This is a genomic window from Enterococcus sp. DIV0840 (genome assembly GCF_050527835.1).
Lineage (GTDB): Bacteria > Bacillota > Bacilli > Lactobacillales > Enterococcaceae > Enterococcus_L > Enterococcus_L ureasiticus.
In genome coordinates this window covers 3,364,677-3,377,131 of the sequence record NZ_CP172876.1, presented here as the reverse complement: position 1 = coordinate 3,377,131, position 12,455 = coordinate 3,364,677, and the positions used below count along the sequence as shown (strand labels likewise).

The 12,455-nt window shown below is 34.5% G+C and carries 10 protein-coding genes and 1 pseudogene; 6 read left to right on the top strand and 5 right to left on the bottom strand.

All coding sequences use genetic code 11. The features are described from left to right. Window positions 1-3 precede the first annotated feature (3 nt). From IGL98_RS16175 to IGL98_RS16165, 3 genes are all read left to right on the top strand, one after another. A complete protein-coding gene (locus IGL98_RS16175; RefSeq protein WP_206912050.1) occupies window positions 4-1,239 on the top strand; it encodes an extracellular solute-binding protein in 1,236 nt (411 codons plus the stop codon). A 98-nt stretch (window positions 1,240-1,337) separates the two neighbouring features. Continuing rightward, window positions 1,338-2,693 carry a carbohydrate ABC transporter permease gene (locus tag IGL98_RS16170; protein WP_206912049.1) on the top strand — a complete coding sequence of 452 codons (1,356 nt, stop codon included), beginning with the start codon at window positions 1,338-1,340 and terminating at the stop codon, window positions 2,691-2,693. A gap of 8 nt (window positions 2,694-2,701) precedes the next feature. Continuing rightward, window positions 2,702-3,541: a sugar ABC transporter permease gene (locus IGL98_RS16165; protein ID WP_069647362.1), complete on the top strand. Its 840-nt coding sequence runs from the start codon at window positions 2,702-2,704 to the stop codon at window positions 3,539-3,541. A gap of 37 nt (window positions 3,542-3,578) precedes the next feature. Here the strand turns inward: IGL98_RS16165 and IGL98_RS16160 are convergent, their stop codons facing one another. Then, window positions 3,579-4,214 (bottom strand): NAD(P)H-binding protein, encoded by a 636-nt coding sequence (locus IGL98_RS16160; RefSeq protein ID WP_206912048.1) that lies wholly within the window; start codon window positions 4,212-4,214, stop codon window positions 3,579-3,581. Window positions 4,215-4,833: 619 nt separating this feature from the next. Then, window positions 4,834-5,682, bottom strand: a complete 849-nt coding sequence (locus IGL98_RS16155) for a helix-turn-helix domain-containing protein (protein WP_206847129.1) — start codon at window positions 5,680-5,682, stop codon at window positions 4,834-4,836. 325 nt (window positions 5,683-6,007) lie between these two features. Here IGL98_RS16155 and IGL98_RS16150 point away from each other — a divergent pair, with 325 nt between their 5' ends. Genes IGL98_RS16150 through IGL98_RS16140 form a run of 3 tightly spaced genes read left to right on the top strand, consistent with a single transcriptional unit; the run spans window position 6,008 to window position 8,752 of the window. Continuing rightward, window positions 6,008-7,123, top strand: coding sequence for a radical SAM/SPASM domain-containing protein (locus IGL98_RS16150; protein ID WP_206847127.1), 1,116 nt, complete (start codon window positions 6,008-6,010; stop codon window positions 7,121-7,123). Beyond that, on the top strand, window positions 7,117-7,449 hold the full coding sequence (wgkC, locus tag IGL98_RS16145) for a PqqD family peptide maturation chaperone WgkC (RefSeq protein ID WP_206847126.1): 333 nt from the start codon (window positions 7,117-7,119) through the stop codon (window positions 7,447-7,449). The genes IGL98_RS16150 and wgkC overlap by 7 nt, the downstream gene beginning before the upstream one ends. A gap of 1 nt (window position 7,450) precedes the next feature. Further along, window positions 7,451-8,752 carry an MATE family efflux transporter gene (locus IGL98_RS16140; RefSeq protein ID WP_206847125.1) on the top strand — a complete coding sequence of 434 codons (1,302 nt, stop codon included), beginning with the start codon at window positions 7,451-7,453 and terminating at the stop codon, window positions 8,750-8,752. 478 nt (window positions 8,753-9,230) lie between these two features. Here IGL98_RS16140 and IGL98_RS16135 read toward each other — a convergent pair whose 3' ends face one another. The 3 genes and pseudogenes from IGL98_RS16135 to IGL98_RS16125 all read right to left on the bottom strand — a co-directional run. Beyond that, window positions 9,231-10,049, bottom strand: coding sequence for an endonuclease/exonuclease/phosphatase family protein (locus IGL98_RS16135; RefSeq protein WP_206847124.1), 819 nt, complete (start codon window positions 10,047-10,049; stop codon window positions 9,231-9,233). A 134-nt stretch (window positions 10,050-10,183) separates the two neighbouring features. Next, window positions 10,184-10,603: a PTS sugar transporter subunit IIA gene (locus IGL98_RS16130; RefSeq protein WP_422851629.1), complete on the bottom strand. Its 420-nt coding sequence runs from the start codon at window positions 10,601-10,603 to the stop codon at window positions 10,184-10,186. A 92-nt stretch (window positions 10,604-10,695) separates the two neighbouring features. Next, window positions 10,696-12,361 (bottom strand): annotated as a pseudogene (locus tag IGL98_RS16125) (PTS transporter subunit IIBC); the annotation flags it as partial. Between the last annotated feature and the right edge of the window lie 94 nt (window positions 12,362-12,455).

The following is a 12,455-nucleotide window of genomic DNA, read 5'->3' as shown; positions in this document are numbered from 1 at the left end:
AAGATGAGAAGAAACACAAAAAAGCTTTTGACATTAGGGGTAACAATGACAGCGGCAGCGTTTTTACTTGCAGCTTGTGGCGGAGGATCATCAGAAGAAAAAACTTCTGCCAAAAATGAAAACGCTTCTATAAAATTATGGGTAGACGTAGCATTTGTTGATACGTATAAACCATTAGTAGAAGAATTTGAAAAAGAACATAAAGATTGGAAAGTAACCATCAAGCCAAGTGAATCTGCAACAGCACAAGAAAATCTGAAAAAAGATCCTAGTGCCGCAGCCGATGTTTTCATGATGCCTCATGATCAATTAGGTCAAATGGTGGATGCTGGAATTATTTATGCTAATACAAAATATGAAGATAGTGTGAAAGAAAATAGTACTGAAAGTGCAGTAGAAGCTGTAACATATGATGGTAAATTATACGGCTATCCATATGGTGTTGAATCTCAATTTGTATACTATAACAAAGAAAAACTAACTGAAGAAGATGTGAAGAGCTGGGAAAGTTTAACTGCTAAAGGCAAATTGGGTGCAAACTTTGGAGAAGCAGGTGCCAACTATATCTTCACGCCGTTATTTATGTCGAATGGCGATGAATTATATGGCAAAAATGGTGAAGATATCAACGGAACGAACTTTAATAATGATAAAGGAGTCCAAGTTTTAAAATGGATTCACTCGCAAAAAGATAATTCTGGTGTTGTTCAATCAAATGCTGACGCTCTTTCTAATCTAAGTAATGGTAAAATCGATGCCTTCTTATCGGGTCCGTGGTCTAAGTTAGATGTGGAAAAAGCATTAGGGGATAAATTAGCAGTAGCACCATATCCTACAGTTGATTTGGGCAATGGGCCTGTTCAACAAAAAGCATTTTTAGGCGTGAAATTATTCGGCGTTAATGCATCTACCAAAAGTCCAGTTGCGGCAATGGCTTTAGCAGACTTCTTAACAAACAAAGAAAATCAATTAACTGTTTTTGAGAAAAATGGTACAGTACCTGCAAACAAAGACGCACAAGCAGACAGCAAAGTGACGTCTGACAAAGTAGCTGAAGCTGTAATGAAGATGAGTGATGCAGATCATTCCGTTGTGATGCCGAAACTTCCAGAAATGGTTTCTTTCTGGGGACCAGCTGATGCGGTGATCAATGATACGTATAATGGCAAAATATCAGAAGATCAATATTTACCGAAATTGGATAAATTAGTGAAAGATACAAGTAAATCAGAAAAATAATTCTTCACCATTTTCAAGGTGACCTTGAGGCTGGAACGAAACTCTATGAGCTTTGTCTCAGCCTTATTTTTTATTTTAAGAACAGGAAGTGAAATGCAATGAAACAAAAGGCAAAAGCCGATGGACCAATTTCTTTTAGAGAGCTATTTAAAAAAGGGGATAAATCAATCAAGCTTTCTTATCTATTTATGGGAACAGCGAATATCATGAACGGGCAAATCGTCAAAGGTTTAGCATTTTTAGCGCTGCAAGTTGGGTTTGTAGCGTGGTTGGTGGTTAATGGATTTCATGCATTATCAATGCTGCAAACCTTGGGAACGAAATCTCAAGGTTGGATCATGGATGAGTCACTAGGAATCGAGGTTCAGCAGCCAGGGGATAACTCGATGTTGCTATTATTGTTTGGGATTGCTGCAATTATTCTTATTTTTCTTTTTATTTTTCTATACATCGTAAATCTAAGAAGTGCGCGTAAAATTTTTATATTGAAACAAGCTGACCAATCTTTACCGACGTTAAAAGAAGACTTAAATAGTTTGTTGAATGAAAAATTTTATATAACGTTGATGAGCATTCCCTTGCTCGGAGTTTTGGCATTTACGATTTTGCCACTGCTTTATATGATTTCTATTGCATTTACGAACTATGATCATAATCATTTGCCGCCGAAAAATTTATTCCATTGGGTTGGTTTTTCTAATTTTGGGAATGTGCTGACGGGAGATATTGCTGGAACCTTCTTCCCTGTACTTACTTGGACCTTGATTTGGGCAGTTTTAGCAACAGCTACGACATTTTTCTTTGGGATTTTGTTAGCGTTGTTGATCAATGCTAAAGGAGTGAAAGGGAAAAAAGTTTGGCGGACGATTTTTGTAATCACGATGGCGGTGCCGCAGTTTGTCAGCTTGTTATTGATGGCGAATTTGTTTAACGGTTCAGGGCCCGTCAATGCGATGCTACAAAATTGGGGATTGATCGATCAGCCGATTCCTTTTTTGACAGATGCATTACTCGCAAAGGTCACGGTTATCTTCGTGAATATGTGGGTTGGGATTCCAGTGACGATGTTAGTTGCGACAGGGATCATTACGAATTTACCGACAGATCAAATCGAAGCAGCTGAAATCGATGGTGCAAATAAATTTCAAGTTTTTAGAAATATTACGTTTCCACAGATTTTGTTTGTTATGGCGCCTAGTTTGATCCAACAGTTTATTGGAAACATCAACAACTTCAATGTGATTTTCTTGTTGACTGGCGGACAACCGGCGAATAGTAATTTTCACTCTGCCGGTGAGACGGATTTGCTCGTTACGTGGTTGTATAAACTGACAGTGACAGCGGCTGATTATAATCTCGCATCCGTAATCGGGATCATTATCTTTGTTCTTTCAGCAGTCTTCTCATTATTTGCTTATACAAGAAGTAGTTCATTCAAAACGGAAGGGGCGTAAGCGGACTTATGAAATCGAAAAAAAGAAAAAATCTATTCTTGCACTATACGTTATTGACGATTTTGTCGATCGTTTGGATCTTTCCGATTGTTTGGATTGTGTTGACTAGCTTTAGAAGTGAAGGTGGCGCTTTTGTAACGTACTTTATTCCTAAGCAGTTTACTTTTGAAAATTATAAGATGTTACTGACGAGTTCGACGTATCCTTTTGTGCAATGGTTTTTGAATACGCTGTTTGTGGCGATTTGTAGTTGTATTTTATCGACGTTGATCACGATTGCGATGGCATACTCTTTGAGTCGTTTACGTTTTAGAGCACGTAAACCGTTCTTGAAATTAGCATTGGTGTTGAACATGTTTCCAGGATTTATGAGTATGATCGCTGTGTATTATATTTTAAAAGCGATGAACTTGACGGGGAGTTTATTGGCGTTGATTTTAGTTTATTCATCTGGTGCAGCGTTAGGTTTTTATATTGCGAAGGGATTCTTCGATACGATTCCGATGGCCTTGGATGAATCTGCGATGATTGATGGAGCGAGTAAGTTTGAGATTTTTACGAAAATCACGTTGCCATTGAGTAAACCGATTATTGTTTATACAGCATTGATGGCATTTATGGCACCGTGGATGGATTTCATTTTTGCGAAAATCATTTTAGGGGATAACGTGAACAAATATACGGTTGCGATTGGGTTATTTACGATGCAGACAAAAGATAAAATCGATCAGTATTTCATGGCGTTTACCGCAGGCTGCGTGCTGATTGCGGTTCCGATCACGTTGTTGTTTATCTTTATGCAGAAATATTATGTAGAAGGAATTACGAGTGGTTCGGTGAAAGGATAACGTTTAAAAAAGCATTTCCGTATTGGAGATGCTTTTTTTATGTTCGTCTGTGGGTGTAGGGAGAAGTTTTTCCTTCGATCACGTTGGCGATTTCTACTGCTAAATGTTCTCTTGAAATAGGATCATATCCTGTGGTCAATTTGTTGAATCCAGGTATTTTTTTTAATAAGTTGATGAAAAACGCGCTGATAACAGACGAAAAACGCTTTTTATCTACAACTAAACTAGGGTAAATAATCACACTTTTAATCGCTTGCTCTTTAATCAACTGTTCAGCCTGAAGTTTGGCATTCATATACTTTCTTAAAGGGAAAGGTGCGTTGTTGGCTGATAGAAACAAAAGTTTAGATTGAGTTTCCTGTGTGTTTAAATATGCTAAAATGATTCGGACAGGTTCTAGAATAAAACGCTCATAAGTGATATTTTTAGAAGAATTTTCTTTAAGAATCCCGATTGCATCAATGACCCAATCTGCTTTCTGAACGGCTGGATGCCAATGATCATCTGCTAAAACGTCAGAACGAAGCCAGTGAACTTTTTGTGACCAAGCAGTTGTTAAATCGCTTGGTTTTCCGCTACGGGAAATGGACGTCACATTATGACCTCGGTGGATTAGTTCTTCTGAAAGTCTTTGTCCGATAAAGCCACTACCGCCGAAAATAGTTATCTGCATCTTCTCTTCCTACTTTCCTGAAATTATCATGATACATCTGTCTTATAGCTAGTTTAGCATTATCTGGCGAAAAAAAGGTTAAGGGATGCTTGAGGGGGAGAATTAATATTTATTGTATTTAGCGTTTTTATGTTCTTAGCAGCCTTTTCTTTGAATGATGAATTTTGTCTTTTGATTGTGATTGTTGGCATAGTTTTATTGACTTCAAAAAAATGAGTTGTTGAATTGATAATTTTTAGAATTCTCAAAAAAGACGGTTTTTGTAAGTTGTTAAATGCTTCATACTATTTTAATGACAAAAAAGAGATAAAGGAAGTTCCTGTAACGTTGCTGGGAGATATTATAGGCTAAGTGATTTTAGCCTATAGATGAAACTAGTTTGAGTCAATGAGTTAGATAGTGATGGGAGTTATCGTGGCAATTGAGCATTTAGGGTAGGGAGCAATTCTACCCTTTTTGCCTATCCCAAAAACATTCTTTCTTGAGACGAACAAAAAACACCTACGAATTATAGGTGTTTTTGTCTATTTTTAATTATTGTACAATTAACATTAAACTTGTCCTTAATTCACGTAAATCCTATTAAAAAAAGTTAGAAAAGTCAATAAAATTAAAATACTCAAATGATGAAAGTGTCTACTTCCTCTTTAACAATTTTATATAAAGGATCATCATTTAAAAGTTTTAATATTTTCAATCCATCATTAATTTTTCCTTTTTGATTAGACAGAAGTCCATACCTTATTAATGATATGGAAATATAATCAATTCTTTTACTCTGGAAGGATCTATCTAGTGCTTTTTCAGAAAAAAACAGAGCAGATTTTTTATCGTTTTGTAGTGAAAAAAGGAGTGTTAAATTTAGATATATAGATGTTTCTAACAATATAATATTAGAAAAATTCTTGTACTTATCTAACGATTTAATTAGTTGTTTGCTTATAAGGGGATAGGTATTTGGATCAAAAAAGTGTAGACAGCAATTAATTATTTTTATATCTAAAATAGTCCAAGAATCAACTTTAGATAGTTCATCCCAAACATCTGCAGCGTATAGTTTAGATTGACAATTTAATTTACTGTTGGTTGAATCTGCAATGTGTTTTAACATATACAATGTACTACGGATACACTTAATTGACTTACTGAAATTGTCATCTAGGTAGTTATCACAAAGTGTAATTAAGTTATCAAGATATTTTAAGTCGCTATTAGAGAAAATCTTATTAAATAAATATATAATTTGTTCTTTATCCTTATAAGAGTATCCGTTTTCAATAAAATTAAACTCTTCAAATGAAACATCAATAGAATTAAGTAAATAATTAAAATGAGCCATAGACAACATTATTTTATTATTTTCAAACTTTGATAAAGTTGTCCTAGAGATTTTTTGTTTACAAATATCTTTTTGTGTTATATTTCTTGACTGTCTAATATTTTTAAATGAACTTCCCTCGTTAATCATAATATAGCCTCCTTTTAAATATAAGATGTGATTATAGTTTACATCATAAGTTATGATATTCACAATAGGGTATTCTTTGTAAGAAGGAGGATAAAAAATCATGAGAAAATTATTTAGAATTGTTTTATTTGCATCAATTTTTTGGATAGTTGGTGGTTAGTTTATCCTCTAAAAAAATAATGGAGGTTTTTCTATGAAAAAGAAAAAAGAATTTAAAAAGATTCGTTTTGCTAATGTTGCTGCTTGGGGTAAACATTAATTTTTAGCAAAAGGAAAGATGAGAAATTTAAATTTTCATCTTTCTTTTTTTAAAGGAGGAATAAAAATGAGGAAATATTATTATAAACCTATATTAGTAGATGTATGTGTGACTAATAGGTGTAATTTAAATTGTGATTATTGTTCAGCCGAATCTGGCCCATTTGCTAGTAAAAAAGGAGAATTAACAATACAAAAATTGTCTGAGTTATTTCAAGAAATGGATAAAATTAAAGTTCCGAGGGTTGCTTTAACAGGTGGAGAACCATTTATAAGAGAAGATATTATTGAAATTTTGTATGAATTCGATAAATACAATTTCACAAAAGTTTTGAACACTAACGGAAATTTAATTAGAGATAAACAGGCATTAGCGTTATCAAAGTTAAATCTGGATAGAATTTGTGTTACATTAGATGGAAGCAATCCCGAAGTACATGATAGCTCTAGAGGTAAAGGTTCATTTAAAAAAGCAATTGAAGGTATAAGACAATTACAAAAATACAATCTACCAGTATCAACGCTATTTACCCTAGGTAAACATAATGTTAATGATTTAATTAATACCATAAAATTAAATGATAAACTAAATATAAATTTTATGTCTGTCATGGTTATTTGTCCAACTGGTAGGGCTAATGATGGAAGTGTGTTAGCAGACAAAGAAAATTGGTATCCTGTATTTTTAGAATTATCAGAAAGAATAAAAAATAAAGAATTTAAAGTTAATTTTAAAATAGTACCTCCGAATGAAAGTGATATATTTTGGACGCATTATTTTCCTTTGGAATACTATAATCGATTAGATTTATTGCAAGTTTGGGGTGTGGAACTAGAGTCATACAAAAATAGAGTAGATAGAGATATTTCTTGTCAAGCTGGAATCAAAGCATGCTCCATTTCTCATAAAGGAGATGTTTATGGATGTGATTTGATGAATGGTATTGATGAATTAGTTGCAGGAAATATAAATGAAAGCAATTTAATGGAGATATGGAATAACTCATCTGTATTTAGAAAATTTAGAGAAATGAATTTTAAGGATTTATCTGGTAAATGTTCTATCTGTCCTCATACATGGTGTGGTGGTGGTTGCAGATGTAGTGCATTAGAGTTAGATGGTTCTTTATTAGGGTCTGACTTATCATGCTTTTATGAGCCGATGGAGGAAATGAAATGTTAGTTAAAAACTTTTATATTGATGGTAAGAAAAAACTGTATTTTGAAAAAGATGAAGAAATGAATTTCTTAACTTTTGATCCAATAAGATTGTCCTATTTTGAAGTTAGCAATATTGGTGCAGAAATATTATATTGTATTTCTAAAAAAATGAAATTAGAACATATAGTAGAGTTAATAACAGAGGAATATGAAATTAGTAAAGAGGGGTGCATTTCGGAAGTGATAGAATTTTTAAATTATATACCTATTCAAGATATAATTTATACTAATTTAATTCAATCAGATGTGTATTTATATTTAGAACCTTTTAATAAGGAAGTTAGATAACATGAGAAAAAGAATTTTTATAGATATTAATAAATTCTCATTACCATTAATATTTTCACAACTAATAACGACTACTATAGGGCAGAAAGCGTTCTCTATAGCTGCGAGATTAGGAACTGATAATTTAATTGCTATGAATACAATTGATAACTTAATTTATTCTGTAACAGGAGTTTTAGGGGTCATTAGTGTAGCATTTAGTATGCTAAGTTCAAAATCTTTAGGAGAAAAAGATACAGATAAGTTCAAAAAATTAGTTAGTTCTGTAATGCATGCAAATGCAATCATAGGTTCGTTATTTTTTTTCATAATTCTATTTTTTTCAAAAATCTTTATTAGTGCAATATATAAATTTTCTGATGAACTACTGAGTGTGGCAACTACATATCTATATTCAATGAGTTTCTATGTTTTATTAACATTAATCACATTTACTCTTACGAATTTATTAAAAGTCGAAAAGAAAACGAATTATATATTAACGATATCTATAATATCTTCACTGATTCAAGTGCTTTTGAGTTATATATTTATTAATGGCATAGGAAATTTTTCGGGTTTAGGTGTGTTTGGTGCAGGGATAGCATTAAATATTACATTACTAATAACAATCTTGTGCTATCTGATAATTGTAAGAACTACCTTTTTTTCATGTTTAAAGTTAAAGCCAATATATATAAAAGATATATTGATAAGGAGTATTCCTTTAGGGATTCAAGAATTACTAGAAGGAATAATATTTTTGATTTTTTTTGATGCAATGATTGCAAGATTAGATACAATGTCTTTGAGTGTGTATTCTATTATCAGTCAAGCATTAGTATATTTAAAATTACCAATGTTTATGTATGGTAATGCAGTTACAATATTTGCAAGTGAATACTTTGGAGAGAAGAATAAAAATAAAATCATAGTGGTAAAAAGGATATCAACATACATGTCTATCTTTTTTTATGTGTTAATAGGAATAGGTATATACTTAATGATAGTTCCGTTTTCTAATTTATTCACTTTTGATGATAAGCTGATAAACGAAACAACTAAAATAATACTACCGCTATTTTTTTTAGTTAGCCCAATAATACTATATGAAATAAATAAGTATATATTACAGGTTATAGAAAATGGGAAATTTGTTGTGAAATGGACTCTTATAATAAATATAATTAGTATGGGGATTATATTTATGTTGTATCTTTATAAAATATTAGATCTGTATTTTATATATGCAGTATACTTTGGGAATTATCTGATTTTGTCTGCATTATTTGAATTTAAATTTAAAAAAGTTTGTATTAAATAATGGTTATTAGTTATTTAAATCCTTAGTTAACATAATCCTGATATAAAAAAGTGCCTACCGTTCCATTTATTGGTAGGTATTTGTTGTGAAATGTAATTGGTCTATTTTTACCCCTAGGGAACTCATTCACTTTTAAACTTAATAAATTTGTTGAAAATAAAAAAGTAACCTTTGGAAAAGTTATTATATTTGATTCTGTTACAAAGTTTGATTTAAACGCATTCCACCTCTCATGAATTTAGTCAGGAAAGGTGGAAAAAATGAGCTGTCATTATAAAGGGAACAAATTGATTTTACGTATAACAAAAGCATTGGTTTTTGGTGAAGGAAAGAATGATGCTTTTGTATCAAATTAGTGAGTAGTTAAAAGTGATCTTGCGCAGATGCAGCGAGATCACTTTTTTTATTGTAAATTATACGATAAATAATTAGGCTCTGGCATAAGCACGTTGAGTTATCTTTGGCGTACATTTTTATTTTATTGGATAATAGCTGACACGCCGAAATGATCGCTGATTACCGGTGTACTTTTCCCATCAAAAACGATTTGGTAGCTGGAAACAGATATTTTTTTTGAAGTGAAAATATAGTCGATTCTCAATTTCTCTTGATTTTCTCCCCAACCATCAATGGCTTTTTCAACGGTATGTTCACCGATTTTTTCACAAGCTATCAAAAAACTATCTTGCAATTGTAACGGGCTATCAAGAACAAGAGCATGCCCCGTTTTAGCTGAAGCTGGGTTATTGAAGTCGCCCATCATCAGTAAAGGGGAAATGTGTTCTTGTAAGGCAATCTCAGTTTGCTGCCATTCATATGAAAATCCGCCAGTTTCAGACCACCAAGAATAATGACAGCTTAAAGCGGTGATGCAGTGGTCTCCTAGTTTTGTCTGCCCTATAAGTAAAACTCTTCTGCGATAGTCACGGGGGTCTTTTTCGGCAGAAACTACAACAGCTTGTGGCTGGATCGGTTGTTTTGAAAGGAGTGCAACGCCCTCGTGATAGATCGAGTACCCAATGTGATTGTATGCCCAACTCCAATGGTAGTTATAGCCTTGCTCTTTTAGAAGCTGAACTAAAAGATATGCGAAATTGTCTTCATGGATTGGCAGCTGGTCTTCCGTGGGATGGAAGTTATGAGTAGTAATGGCTGGTAAGCTGTCAATCCGTTGATTGACTTCTTGTAGGGCAATCAGTGCATAATCCTCTTTAATGATTTGATCTGCTAGTTGTTGTAATTTTTCTAACGGCTGATTCTCTAACCAACTGTGGGTGTTCAATGTTAAAACCTTCATGTTGTTCCTCCTTGTTTAAAAGCGTAGCGTAGTGGCTAGCTCGTGAAGCTATATAATGATAGGTAGAAAACAGGGTCAGGATAAAACTCTGTGAGCTTTAAGCCAACCCTGTTTAAACGTGTTTTTAATTATGATCAGATCTCTAAACATCCAATAGCTGTTCCAGGATCTTGTTTACCAGTTTTCTCTAAATGAAAAGCATTGATCTTCTCGCCGTTTGTAAAGACAACGATCATGGTTGTTTGTTTACCTGCAGATTTGATTTTATCTAAATCGGCTGTTGCAATTATTTCACCTGCGGTAATCTTTTGTCCTTCGACCACATGAATCGTAAAGGCAGATTCTTTCATTTCAATCGTATCAAGTCCCATATGGATCAAGACTTCGATTCCCTCAGTAGTTGTAATACCTAACGCATGTTTAGAGGGGAAAATACTGGTGATCGTTCCGTCGATCGGCGCGTAAATCGTCGTGTCGGTTGGAATGACTGCGAATCCATCGCCCATCATTTTTTGTGAGAAGACAGGGTCATCAACTTGATCGATGGCGATCACTTCGCCATTTGCGACAGGCACAATCGTTTTTGTGACGCCTAGATAATCTGGCGTATCAATCGTTGTATCAGCTGTGGTTGCCCGTGATGAGTCTGGAATAGCAACGCCAGAGTCCAATAAATCTTGAATATCTGATTTTAGCACATCCGCTTTTGGACCGTAAACAGCCTGAACCCCGTTGTCTTTAACAATCAAGCCCATCGCGCCAGCTTTTTTCCAAGCCTCTACTGTTCCGACCTTGTTTTTATCTGAAACGCTAACGCGTAAGCGAGTCATGCAGGCGTCTACATCAACGATGTTTTCTTTTCCGCCTAACAAATGAACGATTGCGATGATTTGAGGGTCAATACCGTCAGCGTTCTGAGCATTTGCTTGCGTTGAATCGGTTTGTGTTTCGTTATTATCGTAATTTCCGTTCCTACCAGGTGTAGCAAAATTGAATTTTTTGATCATAAAGTTGGCGATAAAATAAGTGAGAACACCGAATACGATGACGAAAAGAACGAAATTCAGTAAATCGCCACCTAAGCCAGCTTTTATTGCTAATGGTGTCCGAGTCAAAAGTTCAATGTTACCAAAAGAATGAACTCTTAAATTGACGATATCCGCCATAGCAAATGCAGCGCCTTGGATGATGGCGTACACAACATACAATGGGACAGCTGCAAACATAAACATGAACTCCAACGGTTCAGTAACCCCTGTGAGAAATACCGCTAACGCTGCTGAAAGATACATTGATTTGTAGCTTGCACGTTTATCGGGATCAACATTGCGGTACATTGCAAGTGTCATTCCCATCAAAATACCAGATGCACCAATCATCTGTCCGACTTTAAAACGAGCTGGTGTCCAGTTTGCAAGAACATAATTGTATTGAGAGGTATCACCGGCGCCTTTTAAATTAACCAAATCAGTAGCCCAAGCTAACCACAATGGATCTTGCCCGAAAACCTGAGTTCCTGCCTGTGCACCAGATAAAATCTCATAGGTTCCTCCTAGTTGCGTATAGTTGATAGGAATCGTCAACATATGGTGCAAACCAAACGGCAATAGTAAGCGTTCTAATGCTCCGTATAAAAAGGGGGCTAAAATCGGCGCAGTATCTTGAGATTGAGCGATCCAAAGGCCGAAATTATTAATACCAGCTTGAACATAAGGCCAAATAATGGCTAAAAGAATCGAAACGATCGTCGACCAAAGAATGACAACGAATGGGACGAAACGTTTGCCATTGAAAAAAGAAAGTGCATCGGGCAATTTCCGATAATTATAATATTTATTGAAAGCCATCGCACCGACAAAACCAGCAATGATACCAACAAAAACCCCCATATTTAAAGCTGGAGCTTCTAAAACACTAGTGAAAAATCCTTTGACCATGATTTTTGTGCCGAATAATGTGTGAGTAAATGCTTTGTCATCAGCTAACATTTCACTCGTCACACCGAAGATCGAACCTGTGATCCGATTGATCAAAATGAAAGAAAGTCCTGCAGCGAAAGCTCCGCCTGCTCGTTCTTTCGCCCAACTTCCGCCAATCGCAAGTGCAAATAAAATATGCAAGTTGCTAATGACACCCCAACCGATGTTTTCAATTACACCGCCTGTTGTAGCGAGTGCTGTCCAATCTGGATTGATCAAAGGAATTGTTTTACCGATACTGATCATTAATCCTGCTGCAGGCATCACGGCAATCACGACCATCAATGCTTTACCGAACTTTTGCCAAAACTCAAAACTGAATAACTTTTTCATCTTTTTTCTCTCCTTTGCAATAATAGCGCAATCGTTTTCGTTGATTGTAGTATAAAATAGTTTTTTATTTTTGTAAACCCTTAAATAAAATCAT